We start from the raw sequence: 15098 nt of genomic DNA on the forward strand, positions 1-15098 counted from the left end.
CCTGAGCTTGTCGAAGGGCGTGTGGCAGTCCACCGCGCCCGTGTCACGTAAGACGGGAAAGGCTAATGCCCCTCGCCCGTCGGCGTTTCCATCAGTTCGACGAGCACGCCGCCGAAATCCTTGGGATGGACGAACACGATCGGCGTCCCGTGCGCGCCGATCCGCGGCTCGCCCAGCACCGTCGCGCCCTTCGCCTGCAGGTCGGCGACCGCGGCATCGATATCGGCCACCTCGAAACAGACATGATGCTGCCCCCCCGCCGGGTTCTTCTTCAGATACCCGGCGATGGGCGAAGCGTCGTCATACGGCTCGATCAATTCGACCTGCGTGTTGGGCGTATCGATGAAACACACGCGCACCCCCTGCGCGGGCAGATCGAACGGCGCCCCGATCACGGTCGCGCCGAGCAGGTCGCGATACATCGCGATCGAGCGTTCGATCGACGGTGTCGCGACGCCGACATGGTTGAGGCGGCCGAGGGTCATCATGAGAGTTTCGGCTGCGGGCCGACACCACCCCCGCCTCGCGTCAGCTCGATAAGCGTTTCGATCTTCACGATCCTCTCCTTGAGGTCGATCACCCGATCATCAAGCCGTCTGACGTTGTCGGAAAGGCTAGATAGCTCGCGACGAACGACGTCTAGGCGCTCCTGGAGCAAAACAGCATTTTTCAGCGCCGCCAATGCATCGCCGACAGCGCTCATTCTGAACGATCCAACCGATCAAGCGTGCCAGCAATTTCCTCCCGCGTGTGCCGCACTGTATCGATCATGGCATCCAACGTTGCCGCCATCTGGGGAATGGCCTCGTTGACGTGCGCCACGAGCATGACAAGTTCCGCTTCCTGCTCAGGTGTCAGCTCGTCGTCCTCGTCGGTCTTCCGCCGAACATACTCTCCGACGGAAATCCCCTGCGCGGCCGCTCGCCGGGCGAGCCCGGCCTTGTGATCGGGGGTGGTCAAAAATGTGACGCGTTCCGTCTGCATCATCCGACTCCTTCACATGTGCTTATAATGTTCAGGACGACCGATCACAACGGAATATTGTCGTGCTTCTTCCACGGATTTTCCAACTGCTTGCCGCGCAGCTTCCGCAATCCCAGCGCGATCCGGCGCCGCGTGTTCCTCGGCTGGATCACCTCGTCGATGAAGCCCTTGCTCGCCGCGACGAACGGGTTGGCGAAGCGCGCCTCATATTCCGCAGTATGTTCCGCAATCTCTTCGGGCGTCTTGCCGCGGAAGATGATCTCGACTGCGCCCTTCGCGCCCATCACCGCGATCTCGGCGGTTGGCCAGGCGTAGTTCAGATCGCCGCGCAGGTGCTTCGACGCCATCACGTCGTACGCGCCGCCATAGGCTTTGCGCGTAATCACGGTGATCTTGGGCACGGTCGCTTCGGCATAGGCGAACAGCAGTTTCGCGCCGTGCTTGATGATGCCGTTATGCTCCTGCGCGGTGCCGGGCAGGAAGCCGGGGACATCGACGAAAGTGATGATCGGGATGTCGAACGCATCGCAAAACCGCACGAACCGCGCCGCCTTCTTCGATGAGTTGATGTCGAGCACACCCGCCAGCACCATCGGCTGGTTCGCGACGACCCCTATCGTGCGCCCCTCGATCCGCCCGAACCCGGTGATGATGTTGGCGGCGTGCTTGGGCTGCGTCTCGAAGAAATCGCCCTCGTCGACCACCTTCCGGATCAGTTCGTGCATGTCGTACGGCTGGTTCGCCGACGCCGGGATCAGCAGGTCGAGGCTGTCCTCGACGCGGTCCCATTCATCCGCGGTCGGGCGTTCGGGCACGCTCTCGCGGTTCGACGCAGGCAGGAAATCGATGAAGTCGCGCGCCGCGAGCAGCGCCTCGATGTCGTTCTCGAACGCGTTGTCGGCAACGCTCGTCTTGGTGGTATGCGTCACCGCGCCGCCGAGCGCCTCCTGCGTCACGATTTCGTTGGTCACCGTCTTCACCACATCGGGGCCGGTGACGAACATGTAACTCGAATCCTTCACCATGAAGATGAAGTCGGTCATCGCCGGCGAATACACCGCGCCGCCCGCGCACGGCCCCATGATCAGCGACAGCTGCGGCACCACGCCGCTGGCGAGCACGTTGCGCTGGAACACCTCGGCATAGCCGCCAAGGCTCGCGACGCCCTCCTGGATGCGCGCGCCGCCGCTGTCGTTGAGGCCGATGACGGGCGCGCCGACCTTCAGCGCGGTGTCCATCACCTTGCAGATCTTCTGCGCGTGGCGTTCCGACAGGCTGCCGCCGAAGACGGTGAAATCCTGGCTGAAGACGAACACGAGGCGGCCGTTGATCGTCCCCGATCCGGTGACGACGCCGTCACCCGGAATCCGCTGTTCGGCCATCCCGAAATCGATCGCATTATGCTCGACGAACATATCGAGTTCCTCGAAACTTCCCTCGTCGAGCAGCACGTCGAGCCGTTCGCGCGCGGTGAGCTTGCCCTTGGCATGCTGCGCCGCGATCCGCTTTTCACCGCCACCGATCCGCGCGGCCTCGCGGCGGCGGGCGAGTTCTTCGATCGTCGACGACATACAGCTCTCCTCGGCCCGCCTCTTTCCGGAGCCCCCGCGCAAATGCAAGTGTAACGCCGCATTCAGCCGCGCGTGATAGAGCCGGTTCCATGCAACGTGATCATCTCAAGAAAACCGGAATCGCCGCCGCGATCATGCTAATGCCGGGTGGCTTCATCCTCGGCGCGACGATCGCCGCGCGCTATTGGCGCGCCAGGCGCGCGGCGGCGGCATCAGCGGAATCGCACGACTGACCACACCGCGCGGAGCGTCTGATGACGTTCACCTAATGCCGTTCGTGCTGAGCTTGTCGAAGCACGGTGAGACCCAGGCCAGCAGGTGCTCAAGCTCACGTCATCATGCTCTAGCGCACCCCGAGCTAAGCCGCCGCACACACAAAAAGCCGCACACACAAAAAAGGGGGCCGGCATTGCTGCCGACCCCCCTGTCGCCGCGCCGTGATCCGCTTGCCATCGTCGCCGAAGCGTCGATCGCCGCGCCGTCCGGTTTCGGCGGCAGACTCCCCCTGTGCCGCGAGGACACAGGCTTCGCCTTTCGGTCCCCGGGGGCGATCGGGACATCGCCCGAAGACGTCGTCCGTCATGCACCCCGGCGGCCTGCTCGATTGCTGTCGCGCCCGAAGGCACATCGCGTCGGCATCCTGCCCGAAGGCATTCGTCCGCCGCCATCGTCCCCGAAGACACCGGCAGCAATGTCGCTGGTGGTCGCATCCCTCACCCGCCGCTTGTCCGCTCTTGCGAGCCGACCGCGCGCCTGCGCCGATCATCGACCGACATCATCGTCCAAGCACCGCCGAGGCGGCCTCCAGCCGATCATGTTCGATGGTCCGTCGCCGGTTCCGCCGACCCGTCGCCGCTGCTTGCACAGCGCGCCGGAATCATTGGTCGCGAGCTTCGACCCATCTTCCCGTTTCCGCTTGGCTCCCCCTTGCGGTGGCACCGCCCGAAATCGGGTACAAGTCGCTGATTTCGCTTTGGTTTCCCGCCGCTCCGTCGTCGCCTTGTAAGACAGAAGGTGTCATGGAAACCGAGTCGCGCAAACCGAATAATCACCGCCCGTCCCTGTGGATACCGTGGATAACGTGGATGCATATTGCGACATGAACGCGACGTTGTTTCAGGTTCATGAAACCGCCCCAGGCAACCCGCGTTGACCTTGCATCACCAAATCAGAACGGGAGTAACACATGCGTAAATTGATGCTCGCCCTGGGATGTACCGCGATGGTCGTCCCCTCGATGGTCCTGCCGGTGTCGTCTGCGGATGCGCAGCGGCGCTACAAATATCGCGAATTCAAGGATCGCAACGGCCATTGGCGGTGCAAGAAGCCCGATGGTACGACCGGGACGATCATCGGCGGCGTCGCCGGTGCGCTGGTCGGGCGGACGATCGATACCCGCGGCGACCGCACGATCGGCACGCTGGGCGGCGCGGTCGCTGGCGCGCTGGCAGGTCGCGCGATCGAGAAGAGCGGTTCGAAAAGCTGCCGCTGATCCGACCGTCCGATCCGAAGGGGCGTCGCGACCACCGGTCGTGGCGCCCTTTTTTCGTCGTCGATGCAACGCCGCCCCGGCGCGCTCGTTGGATCGTCGAACGCATCCCCGATATGGAGAATAGATCATGGTAACCCGCAGCGCTTCGGCGACCTACGACGGCCTCGGCAAGGACGGCAAAGGCCACATCTCGACCCAGTCGGGCGTCCTCAGCGACAGCCCCTACGGCTTCAATACCCGGTTCGAGAACGGACCCGGCACCAACCCCGAGGAACTGATCGCCGCCGCGCACGCAGGCTGTTTCACGATGGCGCTCAGCTTCGCGCTCGCCAAGGCGGGTCATGATCAGGGCAGTTTGAAGACCGACGCCAACGTCAGTCTCGACAAGGACGGCGATGGCTTCACGATCACCAAATCGGCGTTGACGCTGACCGGCAAGGTCGATGGCATGGAGCGCGCCGAATTCGAGACCATCGCCGCCGACGCCAAGGTGAACTGCCCGGTCTCGAAGCTGCTCGATACCGAGATCACGCTCGACATCAATTTCGGGTAACGACCTTGCGGGGACGTGAACCGGACGTAGTTTCCGGTTCACGCAACCCGCGGCGCTCCCCGTCCGTTTATTAAGTAACGAACCAAGGAGAGTTTCCCATGCGTACCGCCTTTCTGACCGCCGCGCTGGCCGCGGTCACCATCACTGCCGTACCGGTTGCCGCGCAATCGACCTATCGTGGTGCGAACCAGGAATATCGCGGCGAAATCCGCGACGCTCAACGCGATTATCGCCACGACGTGCGCCACGCCGATTCGCGCAAGGATGTTCGCAAGGCGCGCAAGGAATACCGCCACGAGGTCCGCGATGCGCGCAAGGACCGTCGCAAGGACAACCGTGAGGTCGCACGGGATTATCGGTCGTACCGCAATTACGACTATAACCGGCCGCAGCCCGGCCAGCGGGGCTATGACGCCAGCCGCTATTATCGTGACGGGCGCTATTACCAGACGCGCCGACTGAGCCGGAACGACCGGATCTATCGTGGCCAGAACGGGCGCTATTACTGCCGCCGCAGCGATGGCACTACCGGGCTGATCGTCGGCGGCATCGCAGGCGGCGCGCTCGGCAACATCATCGCGGGCGGCGGTTCGGGGCTGCTCGGTACGCTGCTCGGCGCGGGCGGTGGCGCGCTGCTCGGTCGCTCGATCGACCGCGGTCAGGTCACCTGCCGCTAAGCATCGGTGACCGCGAACAGACCTGGAACGTTGGCCCTGAGCCTACCGGGTTCCCATGAAAGTAGTACTGTCATGGGGCCCGGTCGAAGGGCCTAAGTCGAAGGGCCTGAGACTCACCCTGCTTCGACAAGCTCAGCACGAACGGTTTAAGCGAAGGATATCGCGCTCGAGGCAGCGATGCGTCAATCAGGGCTCGGCGGAACGCCGCCGGGCCCTCATTTCGTTTGGATCAGAAGATGCCCCCGCCGAGGCTCAGGCGGATCGCGAAGATCACGATCAGCACCAGATTGAGGTTGCGCCCCGATTTGGCGGTCGACACCGCGCCGATCGCCGCGCCGACGATGCCGATCGGGATCACGAGCCAGTTCATCCACCCGAGGAACGGCACGAAGGCGACCAGGCCGAGCACCAAGGTGACGAGGCCGATGAGGATGGACAGGATGTTCATGCCAGCGAAGATGGTGGTAGTGTTTCACCGATGCAAGACACCGCGATATGGGCGGTGGCCCGTCGTGCGATCGACGATGCTTCCTTAACGCTTCGCGGGTATGTCGGGGGCGTGACCTATTCCGCCCGCGCCTCGCTCACCAGCGCCCTGCTGCTCGTCGCCCTGCCGCTCGCGCTCGTCGCGTGCGGCAAGAAGCCCGCCGACCAGACCGATCTCGATCGGCTCGACAACGAGCTGACCGCGGCCAATCAGAGCGATCCCGCGATGACCGCCGCGGTGCGCGGCCAGATCATGGTCGACCCCGGCCTTACGCAAAGTTCGAACGAGAAATCGATCCGCCCGCCGAGCCGCCCCGATCCCAACGCGATCCCCCCCGACGGGATCGGCGCCAAGCCCGACGGGGTCGATCCGGCAACGCTGAAACCCGCGCCCGCCGCACGCGACTGCCCCGATTGCCGTGCCGCCGCGGGCGCGCTGACGCTGGGCGAGCTGGCGAAGCGACAGAAGAACGCCTCGATCGCGCATTGCGCGGGTCAGCTCGGCTATTCGGCGACGTGGGCGGCGCGGTTACCCGCCGACGTACCGCTCTATCCCGACGCGCGAGTCGCCGAGGCGGCGGGCGCACAGCCATGCGGGTTGCGCGTCGTCAGCTTCGCGACCGCGGCCCCGGTGACCCGCGTGATCGACTGGTATTACACCAAGACCCATAACGCCGGGTACGCCGCCGAGCATCAACGCGACGGCGCGCAACATGTCCTGGGCGGCACGCGCGGCGACGCCGCTTATGTCATCTACGTCTCGCCGCGCGCGGGCGGCGGCAGCGACGTCGATCTGGTGACCAACCAGGGAAGCTGACGACGCGTCGCCTGCTCCAACAACGCGCGTGACCTTGACGCCTGCGCGCTCTAAAGCGCCGCCATGCCTCTTTTTCTCGTCATGGCCGGTGGCGCCCTCGGTGCCGGCGCGCGTCACCTCGTCGGGCGCGCGACGCTGGCGTGGCTTGGCGTCGGCTTTCCGTACGGCACGCTGACCGTCAACATCCTCGGCGGGCTCTTCATGGGCCTGCTCGTCGGCATCCTCGCGCGCACCGGCGCGACGGAGGGCTGGCGGCTGTTCGTCGGGGTCGGCGTGCTCGGCGGGTTCACGACCTTTTCGTCCTTCTCGCTCGACGTGGTCAATCTGTACGAGCGCGGCGCGGTCGCGGTGGCGCTCGGCTATGTGCTCGTGTCGGTCGTCGCCTCGATCGTCGCGCTGGTCGCGGGGCTGTCGCTGGTGAGGGCGGTGGCATGAGCGACACACCCGCCGACAAGAACGACCAGAAAGACAGGGGCGTGCGCGAATTCAACGTCGGGTTCGACGATGACGGCATCCGGCTCGACCGCTGGTTCAAGCGCCATCAGCCCGAGACGAGCTTCACCACCGTCGCCAAATGGGCGCGGACCGGGCAGCTCCGGATCGACGGCGCACGCGCGACGCCGGGCGATCGGATCGTTGCGGGCCAGGTACTGCGCGTGCCGCCCCCCGAAGCCGTCAGGAGCGACGAGAAGCCCAAGCGCGAACGCGCGCCGCTGGCCGACGACCAGATCGCGTTCGCGCGCGACCTGGTAATCCACAAGGATCTCCAGGCGCTCATCCTCAACAAGCCCCCGGGCCTCGCAACGCAGGGCGGGACCAAGACCCACGAGCATGTCGACGGCCTGCTCGACGCGCTTCAGTACGACGCAGAGGGTCGCCCCAAGCTCGTCCACCGGCTCGACAAGGATACCAGCGGCGCGCTGCTCGTCGCGCGCACCAGCCGCGCCGCCGCGTTCTTCGCCAAGGCATTTTCGGGCCGCACCGCGCGGAAAGTCTATTGGGCGCTGATCGTCGACGTGCCGAGCATCGACGACGGCATGATCGAATTGCCGATCGGCAAACAGCCCGGCACCGGCGGCGAAAAGATGCACGTCGACGAGGAGAACGGCTCGCCCGCGCGCACCCGCTATCGCGTCATCGAACGCGCGGGCAATCGCGCCGCCTGGGTCGAATTGCAGCCCTTCACCGGGCGCACCCACCAGCTGCGGGTCCACATGGCCGCGATCGGCCATCCGATTGTGGGCGACGGCAAATACGGCGGCGCGGCGGCGTTCCTGACCGGCGGGATCAGCCGCAAGATGCATCTCCACGCGCGCCGCATCCGCATCGACCATCCCGATGGCGGATCGATCGACCAGACCGCCGATCTGCCAACCCATTTCGCCGAAAGCCTTGTCCAGCTGGGCTTCGACCAGGCGCTCGGCGACGCGCTGACGCTCGATGAAAAGACCCCGCCCTCCAAGACCCAGCTCAAGCAACGCGCCAAGGCGCATTCGAAGGGCATCCGCAAGGAACGCCGCGGCGAACGCCGCGGGCGCGGCACCCGCGAGAAGGATGCCAAGCGCTAGAACGCGCTGACTTTACCTAGCCCATGTGAATCGATCGCGCTCTACCGCGCGGCGAGCTGCTTGATCGAGGCGTCATCGCGGCGATACGGATCGGCGGCGTAGGCGACTCCGTCGTCGGTGGGCAGCGCGGTGAAATACAGCAGATAGATCGGCACCGGGCGCAGCAGTGCGAGCACCTGTTCGGGGTCCGACGAGCGCGCGTGGAGCGTCTTACCGACCAGCCAACGCCCCAGCCGCGGCGCATCCTCGAGCCGGACGCAGCCATTGCTGAAATGGCGATCGTCCTTCGCGAACAGCGCGCGGTTGGGGGTGTCATGGAGGTAAATGCCATCGTCGTTGGGGAACTGGTATTTCACCGTCCCCATCGAATTGCCGTTCCCCGGCAGCTCACGCACCCGCACCTCGAGCTCGCCCGCCGCGACCTTGCGCCAGTCGACCGAGCGCGCCTCGATCACCCGCGCATCGGCGCTCCAATCCGACAGCAATTCGTAGCCGAGCGACGACAGCGACGCGCCCGAGACGACCTTGGGCGCGATGTTCTTGCGCACCAGGCTGGTGGGGACGTTCCAATAGGGGTTGAGCGTCGCATAGCGGACCATCCCCGCCATCGTCGGGGTCGGGGTCGCGGGCGTGCCGACGATGACCTTCATCGTTCCCTGCTGCGCGCCGCCATCGACATACCACAGCCGCGCGGTCGCGGTGTCGACGACGATATGCGGCGTCCACGGCCCCGGCAGCAGCCGCGCGCGCTCCAGGTTGAGCCGCAGCAGCCGGGTCCGCTCGGCGCCGACATTCGATACCGGCTCGGGCGCGGCGACACCCCCGCGCGGCATGCTGCGATAGGGCGCACCGAAGATCGACCTGTCCGATCGGTCGAGCTCGATCCGCGGCGGCGTGGCGGGATCATAGTCTCGAAGCGCGACGTGCGGCGCGATCCGTGGCGCGGCGAGATCGGGCTGCCCGGCGAGCGCGCGGCGCAGCCCGACGTAAAAAGGGCTCATCCATTCGAGCCCACGGACATAGGCGGCGAGCGACGGCACGAGCGCGGCGCGGCGGAGCACGTCGAGCGCATCGGACTTGGCCGGTTCCAGCCCCGCGTCCACATAGCGCAAGTCGATGTGCGGACGCCGCATGTCGGACACGAGCGCGGCGAGCGCGGCGGACAGCGCGATATCGGCGCGTGCCATCGCCGCGGGGTTACCAGTTTGTGCCGCCGCTAGCTGTCGTCGCAAGCCAGACGGATCGTAGCGATCGGGGTCGAGCCCATCGACCGCGACGGTATCGACCAGGTCGACCAGCGCCGCCGCCTGGGGTGCGGGCAGCCCGTTCCGGCTCCACAGCGGCCAAAAGCCGCGTTGGCGATAGAACGGTTCGAGCGCGGCGGGCGCCGACGCGCGAATCGCCGCGGCGACCGCGCCATCGGCTGCCGCAGTCGAATCGGGTGCCTGCTGCGTCGCCGCGCTGGCCGTTACCGGCGACCATGTCACCAGCGCAACCGCCACAATCCACCCCGCGCGCCGGGCGAAACCCCGCGCGCGGGTCACCTCAGCCGCGCTCGCCGCGGCGGGTCGGTGGCGGGGGCGGCGGCGGTGGGCAATGCGGCCCCTGGATCGGGTGATAGGCACCGTCACTGGTGTAGAAGCCGTCGACAATCCCGTCGCCGTTGCGATCGGCGGCGATCGTGCCAGCGATCGCGCCCGGCCCGATCGGCGCGGCATAGCGCTCCATCGGCGGCGGCGGCGGCGGCGCGTCGTACATCCCGCCGTGATCATAGGTGTCGCAGCCCGCCAGCAGCACCGGCGCGAGGAGCAGTGCGCCCCACATTCCCTTGTTCATCAACGTGCCTCCCATGTTCGCGACTCGCCAATCGCTCGACCGCGTTCGACCGACGCTACCATATCGCGCGCCGCCAATGCGATACGCCGCGCAATTCCTTCCCGATCTGGGACAGCGTACCGTCCGGGCTGCCGTCGCGACACCGCCGTTTCCCTTCGCGCGCGCATCGCCTACGACCCGTACATGGTTCGTAGCGCCCTGCCCCGATGACCCGCCTGGCGGTGTTCGATTGCGACGGCACGCTCGTCGACAGCCAGGCGAACATCTGCGTCGCGATGGAGGAGGCGTTCGTGATCGCCGGGCGTCCGCTGCCCGATAGGCGCGCGATCCGGCGGATCGTCGGGCTGAGCCTGGTCGAAGCGGTGCAAACGCTGTTGCCGCGCGAAGACGACGCGCTCCACCGGCGGATGGCGGCGGATTACAAGCAGGCCTATTACCGCATGCGCACCACCGGCGCGCTCGCCGACGAACCGTTGTTCGACGGGATCGCGGCGGTGCTGGCGACGCTGGCCGACGATGGCTGGCTACTCGGGGTCGCGACCGGCAAGTCCGACCGCGGGCTCGCGCATATACTCGCCGCGCACGGTATCGCTGATCGGTTCGTGACGCTCCAGACCGCGGACCGGCATGCGTCCAAACCCGATCCCGCGATGCTGATCGCCGCGATGGACGAGGCCGGCGTCGCGCCCCATAGCACCGTGATGATCGGTGACACGAGTTTCGACATGGCGATGGCCACAGCGGCGGGCGCCCGCGCGGTCGGCGTGGCATGGGGCTATCACGACGTCCGCGACCTCGCCGACGCGGGCGCGGCGGTAATCGCGGATCGCGTCGACCAATTGCCGGGGCTGCTCGCATGACCGACGAGGATCAGGCGAAGCAGCGCTATTTCACGATCGCCGCGGCGCGGCTCGCGGGGGTGGCAGGCGCAGTATTCGGGCTGGTGCTGATCGGACGCGCACCCGACACCCTGACCAAGGTGATCGGGATCGCGCTGATGATGTCGGCGCTGGTGATGATCGCCATCGTCCCGCGCAGCTTCGCGCGCCGGTGGCGGACCCCGCCCGACGAATGAAGCGCTTCTGGAGCACCGTGTCGGTCGACGCCGACCGCGTCGTGATGCTCGACGCGCGCCCTGTCCGCACGCCGGGCCGGGTGCCGCTCGCCGCGCCGACCGACGCGCTCGCCGCCGTCATCGCGGACGAATGGCGCGCGGTCGAGGGCGACGTCGATCCGCGCGCGATGCCGCTGACCGGCCTCGCCAACGCCGCGATCGATCTCGTCGCGCCCGATCGCGCAGGATTCGCGGCGGGACTCGCCGCCTATGGCGAGACCGACCTGCTGTGTTACCGCGCCGAATTGCCCGAACCGCTGGTCGATCGCCAGCGCGCGGCGTGGGATCCGCTGCTCGGCTGGGCGCGGGCGCGCTACGATATCCACCTCGAAACGACCGCGGGGGTGATCCACGTCGCGCAGCCACTGGCCACGGTCCAGCGGCTCGCCGACGCGATTGCTTCCTACGACGCCTTCCGCCTCGCCGCGGCGGCACCGATCGTCACGCTGACGGGATCGCTGATCGTCACCCTCGCGCTGCTCGATCACGCGGCGGACGCCGACACGATCTGGGCCGCGGCACATGTCGACGAGGATTGGCAGGCCGAGATGTGGGGCGAGGATTATCTCGCCATCGAAACCCGCGCGGCCCAGCGCAGCGAATATGACGCCGCGATACGGTTCCTCGCGCTGCTGTAGCGCATTGACGCTAGATTGATCACACCCTCAACCGTTCGCCCTGAGCCTTCCGGGTTCCCATGAAAGTAATACTTTCATGGGGCCGGGTCGAAGGGCGTGGGCCTCACCGTGCTTCGCCAAGCGCAGCACGAACGGGTGTATATCAGATCACCGCGTCCTAGCGCAGCAGCTTGCGGATGAAGCCGATGATCCCGGTCTGGCGCGATCGTTTCAGCCGTTCCGCGGCCAGGATCGTCTGGACGCACGCGAAGCAATGTTCGACGTCGTCGTTGACCAGTACATAGTCATAGCCGTCCCAATGGCTGACCTCGTTCGCGGCGCGCGCCATCCGCGCATTGATGACGACCATCGAATCGGTCGCGCGCCGTTCGAGCCGTTCGCGCAGGATCGGCATCGACGGGGGCAGGATGAACACGCGGACGACATCGCCCCCCGCGAGTTGGTGGAGCTGCTGCGCGCCCTGCCAATCGATATCGAACAGGATGTCCCGCCCCTGTTCGAGCTCGTTCCAGACCTGCGCCTTCGGGGTGCCATAGCGATGGTCGAAGACGTGCGCCCATTCGAGGAACTCGCCCTTCGCGACCATGTCGCGAAACGTCTCCAGATCGACGAAATGATAATCCTTGCCGTCGACTTCCCCCGGACGGATCGGGCGGGTGGTGTAGGACACCGACATCCCGATCTCGTCATCGGCCCCGAGCAATTTCCGCGCGATCGTCGATTTCCCCGCGCCCGATGGCGAAGACAGGACGAACAACACGCCGCGACGCTTGAAGTCGTGCGGATCGTTCGCGGCCAGGGTCGTGGTCGGGCTTGCGGGTGCGTCCATGCGCGCTACTGACGTGGCGGTGGGGTTAGCGTCAAGCATCAGCCGCTGGATCGCGGCGAAAAGTGGCTGGCTGGTCGTCGCGATCATGGTCGTCGCGGCGGTTATCCTGCTGACAATGGGGCGTTCCCCGACCTGCCCGTGCGGCACCGTGCGATTATGGTGGGGCGGCGTCCAGTCCGACCAAAACAGCCAGCAGCTGACCGACTGGTATAGTTTCAGCCACCTGATCCACGGATTCCTGTTCTACGCGGGCGGCTGGCTGTTGCTACGCCGCTGGCCGTGGCAGGCCCGATTGGTGATCGCGACGGTCATCGAGGCCGGGTGGGAAATTCTCGAAAATTCGCCGCTGATCATCGATCGCTATCGCGCGGTGACGATGGCGTTCGGCTATACCGGCGACAGCGTCCTGAATTCGCTGTCGGACATCACCTGCATGATCATCGGCTTCGCGATCGCGCGGCGACTGCCGGTGTGGATGACGATCGCGCTAGCGGTGGCGTTCGAGCTGCTGACGCTTGCGGTAATCCGCGACAACCTGACCCTCAACGTCCTGATGCTGGTCCACCCGGTCGAGGCGATCCGGGTGTGGCAGGCGGGCAGCTAGACCGATTCGCCGCGTCGGCGCGCCTGACGACGGTCATACGCCTTCTTGGCGACGTATCCGCCCCCCAGGACCAGGCCGAGCGGCCCCATCCGGCTGAGCAGTCGCGCCGCGACCAGCCCGATCGCGGCCCCTTTGAGCCCGCCCTGGCCGTCACGCCGGTCGATCTCACGCCCGACCAGCGCGCCGATCGCGCTGCGAATCACGATCCGGCCTCCGGATCGAGCGACCCGAATGCCTTGTCCTTGAGTTCGGCCGCGCCGCGCAACACCGCCCAGCCGACTGCGTAGGTTACGGCGAGCGGAATCACGACTTTGAGGACATTCGCGGTCACCGCGCCGACGATCGCGCCATCGGCATTGCCGTCATCGCCCGACATCGAATCGATCCCCGCCCCGATCAGCGCGCCCAAGGTTGTTGCACCCACGTCGTAATCCCTTCGATATGAGACCGCACAGCGCGCGAGGCGGTCAAGGGTTCCGCCGCTCAGCGACCGACCATGGTTGCGGGGCGAACCGTCACATCGAACGTGTCGGCATCGACCAGCCCAAGCTCGAGCGCGGCTTCGCGCAGCGTCTGACCCGTCTCGTGCGCGTGCTTGGCGATCTTGGCGGCATTGTCGTAGCCGATCGTTGGCGCGAGCGCGGTGACCAGCATCAGCGACCGGTCGACCAGCTCGGCGATCCGCGCGCGGTTGGGTTCGAGCCCCCCGACACAGCGTTCCGCGAACGATTCCATCGCGGTGCTGAGCAGATCGATCGACCGCAACACCGCCGCCCCGATCAACGGCTTGAAGACGTTGAGTTCCAGATGCCCCTGCAGCCCACCGACGGTGATCGCGGCGTGGTTGCCGATCACCTGCGCGGCGACCATCGTCAGCATCTCGCACTGCGTCGGGTTGACCTTGCCGGGCATGATCGAGCTGCCGGGTTCGTTGGCGGGCAGATCGAGTTCGCCCAGTCCCGATCGCGGGCCAGAGCCGAGCAGTCGGATGTCGTTGGCGATCTTGGTCAGCGCGACCGCGAGCGTGTTGAGCCGCCCCGAGAAATCGACCAGCGTGTCGTTCGACGCCAGCGCCTCGAATTTGTTCGGCGCGGTCGCGAATGCGAATCCGGTGAGCCGGGTCAGTTCGGCGGCGATATCCTCGCCAAACCCCGGCGGCGCGTTGAGCCCGGTGCCGACCGCGGTGCCGCCCTGCGCCAGCCGCGCGAGGCCATGCTCGACCAGCGGCATCAGCCGGGTCTTGGCAAGGCGCAACTGCGCGTAATAGCCCGAAAATTCCTGCCCCAGCGTCAGCGGGGTCGCGTCCTGAAGATGCGTCCGGCCGATCTTGACGATGTCGTCCCACGCCTCCGCCTTGGCGAGCAGCGCCGCGGTCAGCCGGTCGAGCGCGGGGATCATCCGCCGCGTCGTCGCAAGCGCGGCGGCGACGTGGAGCGCGGTCGGGAAACTGTCGTTCGACGATTGCCCGCGGTTGACGTCGTCATTGGGATGGACCGGCGATTTGCCGCCGCGGGTGCCGGTCAGCATCTCATTGGCGCGGCCCGCGATCACCTCGTTGACGTTCATGTTCGACTGAGTGCCGCTGCCGGTCTGCCAGATGACGAGCGGGAACTGGTCGTCGAGCGTGCCCGCGACGATCTCGGCGGCGGCGGCCTCGATCGCAGCGGCCTTGTCCGCACCGAGCCCGTGCTGGCGATTGACCCGCGCCGCGGCCTGTTTGACCAGCGCGAGAGCGTGGACGATCTCGATCGGCATCGACTCGCGCGCGCCGAACGGGAAATTGGCGATCGAGCGCTGCGTCTGCGCACCCCAATAGGCGGCGGCGGGAACCTCGATGGCCCCGAGCGAATCGGTTTCGGTGCGGGTGTCGGTCATCTGGAACCTACTCCGTCATGCCGGACTTGTTCCGGCATCCATCGCGCCGCTCAC

The 15098-nt window shown here is 66.6% G+C and carries 22 protein-coding genes; 11 read left to right on the forward strand and 11 right to left on the reverse strand.

Annotated features, from left to right (window positions below; translation table 11 throughout):
* Nucleotides 1–62 precede the first annotated feature (62 nt).
* From mce to EAH84_RS11755, 4 genes are read right to left on the reverse strand one after another with little or no spacing between them, the layout of a single operon-like run.
* Complete coding sequence (mce, locus tag EAH84_RS11740) at nt 63–485, reverse strand: methylmalonyl-CoA epimerase (RefSeq protein ID WP_140872171.1); 423 nt, start codon at nt 483–485, stop codon at nt 63–65.
* A complete protein-coding gene (locus tag EAH84_RS11745) occupies nt 485–703 on the reverse strand; it encodes a hypothetical protein (RefSeq protein ID WP_140872173.1) in 219 nt (72 codons plus the stop codon). Before EAH84_RS11745 ends, mce begins: the two co-directional genes overlap by 1 nt.
* On the reverse strand, nt 700–984 hold the full coding sequence (locus tag EAH84_RS11750; protein ID WP_140872175.1) for a hypothetical protein: 285 nt from the start codon (nt 982–984) through the stop codon (nt 700–702). Before EAH84_RS11750 ends, EAH84_RS11745 begins: the two co-directional genes overlap by 4 nt.
* A gap of 44 nt (nt 985–1028) precedes the next feature.
* A complete protein-coding gene (locus tag EAH84_RS11755) occupies nt 1029–2555 on the reverse strand; it encodes an acyl-CoA carboxylase subunit beta (RefSeq protein ID WP_140872177.1) in 1527 nt (508 codons plus the stop codon).
* A gap of 89 nt (nt 2556–2644) precedes the next feature.
* Here EAH84_RS11755 and EAH84_RS16115 point away from each other — a divergent pair, with 89 nt between their 5' ends.
* From EAH84_RS16115 to EAH84_RS11770, 4 genes are all read left to right on the forward strand, one after another.
* Nucleotides 2645–2788 (forward strand): hypothetical protein, encoded by a 144-nt coding sequence (locus EAH84_RS16115; protein WP_170209862.1) that lies wholly within the window; start codon nt 2645–2647, stop codon nt 2786–2788.
* A 953-nt stretch (nt 2789–3741) separates the two neighbouring features.
* A complete protein-coding gene (locus EAH84_RS11760; protein ID WP_140872179.1) occupies nt 3742–4047 on the forward strand; it encodes a glycine zipper 2TM domain-containing protein in 306 nt (101 codons plus the stop codon).
* Nucleotides 4048–4174: 127 nt separating this feature from the next.
* Nucleotides 4175–4600, forward strand: coding sequence for an OsmC family protein (locus tag EAH84_RS11765; protein WP_140872181.1), 426 nt, complete (start codon nt 4175–4177; stop codon nt 4598–4600).
* Nucleotides 4601–4698: 98 nt separating this feature from the next.
* On the forward strand, nt 4699–5277 hold the full coding sequence (locus EAH84_RS11770) for a hypothetical protein (RefSeq protein ID WP_140872183.1): 579 nt from the start codon (nt 4699–4701) through the stop codon (nt 5275–5277).
* A gap of 229 nt (nt 5278–5506) precedes the next feature.
* Here EAH84_RS11770 and EAH84_RS11775 read toward each other — a convergent pair whose 3' ends face one another.
* Nucleotides 5507–5725, reverse strand: a complete 219-nt coding sequence (locus tag EAH84_RS11775) for a hypothetical protein (RefSeq protein ID WP_140872185.1) — start codon at nt 5723–5725, stop codon at nt 5507–5509.
* Between the two features lie 111 nt (nt 5726–5836).
* Here EAH84_RS11775 and EAH84_RS11780 point away from each other — a divergent pair, with 111 nt between their 5' ends.
* The 3 genes from EAH84_RS11780 to EAH84_RS11790 all read left to right on the forward strand — a co-directional run bounded on the left by EAH84_RS11780 (nt 5837) and on the right by EAH84_RS11790 (nt 8148).
* Nucleotides 5837–6580: a hypothetical protein gene (locus EAH84_RS11780; protein WP_241656575.1), complete on the forward strand. Its 744-nt coding sequence runs from the start codon at nt 5837–5839 to the stop codon at nt 6578–6580.
* A gap of 63 nt (nt 6581–6643) precedes the next feature.
* A complete protein-coding gene (crcB, locus tag EAH84_RS11785; RefSeq protein ID WP_140872187.1) occupies nt 6644–7015 on the forward strand; it encodes a fluoride efflux transporter CrcB in 372 nt (123 codons plus the stop codon).
* Nucleotides 7012–8148, forward strand: a complete 1137-nt coding sequence (locus tag EAH84_RS11790) for an RluA family pseudouridine synthase (protein ID WP_140872189.1) — start codon at nt 7012–7014, stop codon at nt 8146–8148. Before crcB ends, EAH84_RS11790 begins: the two co-directional genes overlap by 4 nt.
* A gap of 41 nt (nt 8149–8189) precedes the next feature.
* Here the strand turns inward: EAH84_RS11790 and EAH84_RS11795 are convergent, their stop codons facing one another.
* Nucleotides 8190–9692 carry a L,D-transpeptidase family protein gene (locus EAH84_RS11795; RefSeq protein ID WP_241656576.1) on the reverse strand — a complete coding sequence of 501 codons (1503 nt, stop codon included), beginning with the start codon at nt 9690–9692 and terminating at the stop codon, nt 8190–8192.
* A gap of 1 nt (nt 9693) precedes the next feature.
* Complete coding sequence (locus EAH84_RS16400) at nt 9694–9906, reverse strand: hypothetical protein (protein WP_241656579.1); 213 nt, start codon at nt 9904–9906, stop codon at nt 9694–9696.
* Nucleotides 9907–10190: 284 nt separating this feature from the next.
* Between EAH84_RS16400 and EAH84_RS11800 the strand changes: the two genes are divergently transcribed.
* The 3 genes from EAH84_RS11800 to EAH84_RS11810 are packed head-to-tail and all read left to right on the forward strand — an operon-like array spanning nt 10191 to nt 11736.
* Nucleotides 10191–10844 carry an HAD-IA family hydrolase gene (locus EAH84_RS11800; protein WP_140872193.1) on the forward strand — a complete coding sequence of 218 codons (654 nt, stop codon included), beginning with the start codon at nt 10191–10193 and terminating at the stop codon, nt 10842–10844.
* Complete coding sequence (locus tag EAH84_RS11805; protein ID WP_140872195.1) at nt 10841–11059, forward strand: hypothetical protein; 219 nt, start codon at nt 10841–10843, stop codon at nt 11057–11059. The genes EAH84_RS11800 and EAH84_RS11805 overlap by 4 nt, the downstream gene beginning before the upstream one ends.
* Nucleotides 11056–11736 carry an ATP12 family chaperone protein gene (locus EAH84_RS11810; protein ID WP_140872244.1) on the forward strand — a complete coding sequence of 227 codons (681 nt, stop codon included), beginning with the start codon at nt 11056–11058 and terminating at the stop codon, nt 11734–11736. Before EAH84_RS11805 ends, EAH84_RS11810 begins: the two co-directional genes overlap by 4 nt.
* 157 nt (nt 11737–11893) lie before the next feature.
* Here the strand turns inward: EAH84_RS11810 and gmk are convergent, their stop codons facing one another.
* Nucleotides 11894–12565, reverse strand: coding sequence for a guanylate kinase (gene gmk, locus EAH84_RS11815; protein WP_140872197.1), 672 nt, complete (start codon nt 12563–12565; stop codon nt 11894–11896).
* On the opposite strand from gmk, the gene EAH84_RS11820 reads away from it, so the two are divergent.
* Nucleotides 12564–13169 (forward strand): DUF2585 domain-containing protein, encoded by a 606-nt coding sequence (locus EAH84_RS11820; protein WP_140872199.1) that lies wholly within the window; start codon nt 12564–12566, stop codon nt 13167–13169. The two genes, gmk and EAH84_RS11820, sit on opposite strands and share 2 nt — an antisense overlap.
* Here EAH84_RS11820 and EAH84_RS11825 read toward each other — a convergent pair.
* From EAH84_RS11825 to fumC, 3 genes are read right to left on the reverse strand one after another with little or no spacing between them, the layout of a single operon-like run.
* On the reverse strand, nt 13166–13372 hold the full coding sequence (locus tag EAH84_RS11825; protein ID WP_140872201.1) for a hypothetical protein: 207 nt from the start codon (nt 13370–13372) through the stop codon (nt 13166–13168). The two genes, EAH84_RS11820 and EAH84_RS11825, sit on opposite strands and share 4 nt — an antisense overlap.
* Nucleotides 13369–13593 (reverse strand): hypothetical protein, encoded by a 225-nt coding sequence (locus EAH84_RS11830; RefSeq protein ID WP_140872203.1) that lies wholly within the window; start codon nt 13591–13593, stop codon nt 13369–13371. Before EAH84_RS11830 ends, EAH84_RS11825 begins: the two co-directional genes overlap by 4 nt.
* Nucleotides 13594–13652: 59 nt before the next feature.
* A complete protein-coding gene (gene fumC, locus EAH84_RS11835) occupies nt 13653–15044 on the reverse strand; it encodes a class II fumarate hydratase (RefSeq protein ID WP_140872205.1) in 1392 nt (463 codons plus the stop codon).
* Nucleotides 15045–15098: the final 54 nt, after the last annotated feature.

Origin of the sequence: Sphingomonas oligophenolica (genome assembly GCF_006438955.1) — a bacterium.
In the GTDB taxonomy this organism is placed as follows: Bacteria; Pseudomonadota; Alphaproteobacteria; order Sphingomonadales; family Sphingomonadaceae; genus Sphingomonas; species Sphingomonas oligophenolica_A.

Excerpts from the sequence above, each read along its gene's own strand:
- EAH84_RS11745 (WP_140872173.1), bottom strand. The coding sequence starts at position 703 with ATGAGCGCTGTCGGCGATGCATTGGCGGCGCTGAAAAATGCTGTTTTG.
- fumC (WP_140872205.1), bottom strand. The coding sequence starts at position 15,044 with ATGACCGACACCCGCACCGAAACCGATTCGCTCGGGGCCATCGAGGTT.
- EAH84_RS11765 (WP_140872181.1), top strand. The coding sequence starts at position 4,175 with ATGGTAACCCGCAGCGCTTCGGCGACCTACGACGGCCTCGGCAAGGAC.
- mce (WP_140872171.1), bottom strand. The coding sequence starts at position 485 with ATGACCCTCGGCCGCCTCAACCATGTCGGCGTCGCGACACCGTCGATC.
- EAH84_RS11800 (WP_140872193.1), top strand. The coding sequence starts at position 10,191 with ATGACCCGCCTGGCGGTGTTCGATTGCGACGGCACGCTCGTCGACAGC.
- EAH84_RS11750 (WP_140872175.1), bottom strand. The coding sequence starts at position 984 with ATGCAGACGGAACGCGTCACATTTTTGACCACCCCCGATCACAAGGCC.
- EAH84_RS11775 (WP_140872185.1), bottom strand. The coding sequence starts at position 5,725 with ATGAACATCCTGTCCATCCTCATCGGCCTCGTCACCTTGGTGCTCGGC.
- EAH84_RS11790 (WP_140872189.1), top strand. The coding sequence starts at position 7,012 with ATGAGCGACACACCCGCCGACAAGAACGACCAGAAAGACAGGGGCGTG.
- EAH84_RS11755 (WP_140872177.1), bottom strand. The coding sequence starts at position 2,555 with ATGTCGTCGACGATCGAAGAACTCGCCCGCCGCCGCGAGGCCGCGCGG.
- crcB (WP_140872187.1), top strand. The coding sequence starts at position 6,644 with ATGCCTCTTTTTCTCGTCATGGCCGGTGGCGCCCTCGGTGCCGGCGCG.
- EAH84_RS11805 (WP_140872195.1), top strand. The coding sequence starts at position 10,841 with ATGACCGACGAGGATCAGGCGAAGCAGCGCTATTTCACGATCGCCGCG.
- EAH84_RS16115 (WP_170209862.1), top strand. The coding sequence starts at position 2,645 with ATGCAACGTGATCATCTCAAGAAAACCGGAATCGCCGCCGCGATCATG.
- EAH84_RS11810 (WP_140872244.1), top strand. The coding sequence starts at position 11,056 with ATGAAGCGCTTCTGGAGCACCGTGTCGGTCGACGCCGACCGCGTCGTG.
- gmk (WP_140872197.1), bottom strand. The coding sequence starts at position 12,565 with ATGGACGCACCCGCAAGCCCGACCACGACCCTGGCCGCGAACGATCCG.
- EAH84_RS11820 (WP_140872199.1), top strand. The coding sequence starts at position 12,564 with ATGCGCGCTACTGACGTGGCGGTGGGGTTAGCGTCAAGCATCAGCCGC.
- EAH84_RS11770 (WP_140872183.1), top strand. The coding sequence starts at position 4,699 with ATGCGTACCGCCTTTCTGACCGCCGCGCTGGCCGCGGTCACCATCACT.
- EAH84_RS16400 (WP_241656579.1), bottom strand. The coding sequence starts at position 9,906 with ATGTACGACGCGCCGCCGCCGCCGCCGCCGATGGAGCGCTATGCCGCG.
- EAH84_RS11760 (WP_140872179.1), top strand. The coding sequence starts at position 3,742 with ATGCGTAAATTGATGCTCGCCCTGGGATGTACCGCGATGGTCGTCCCC.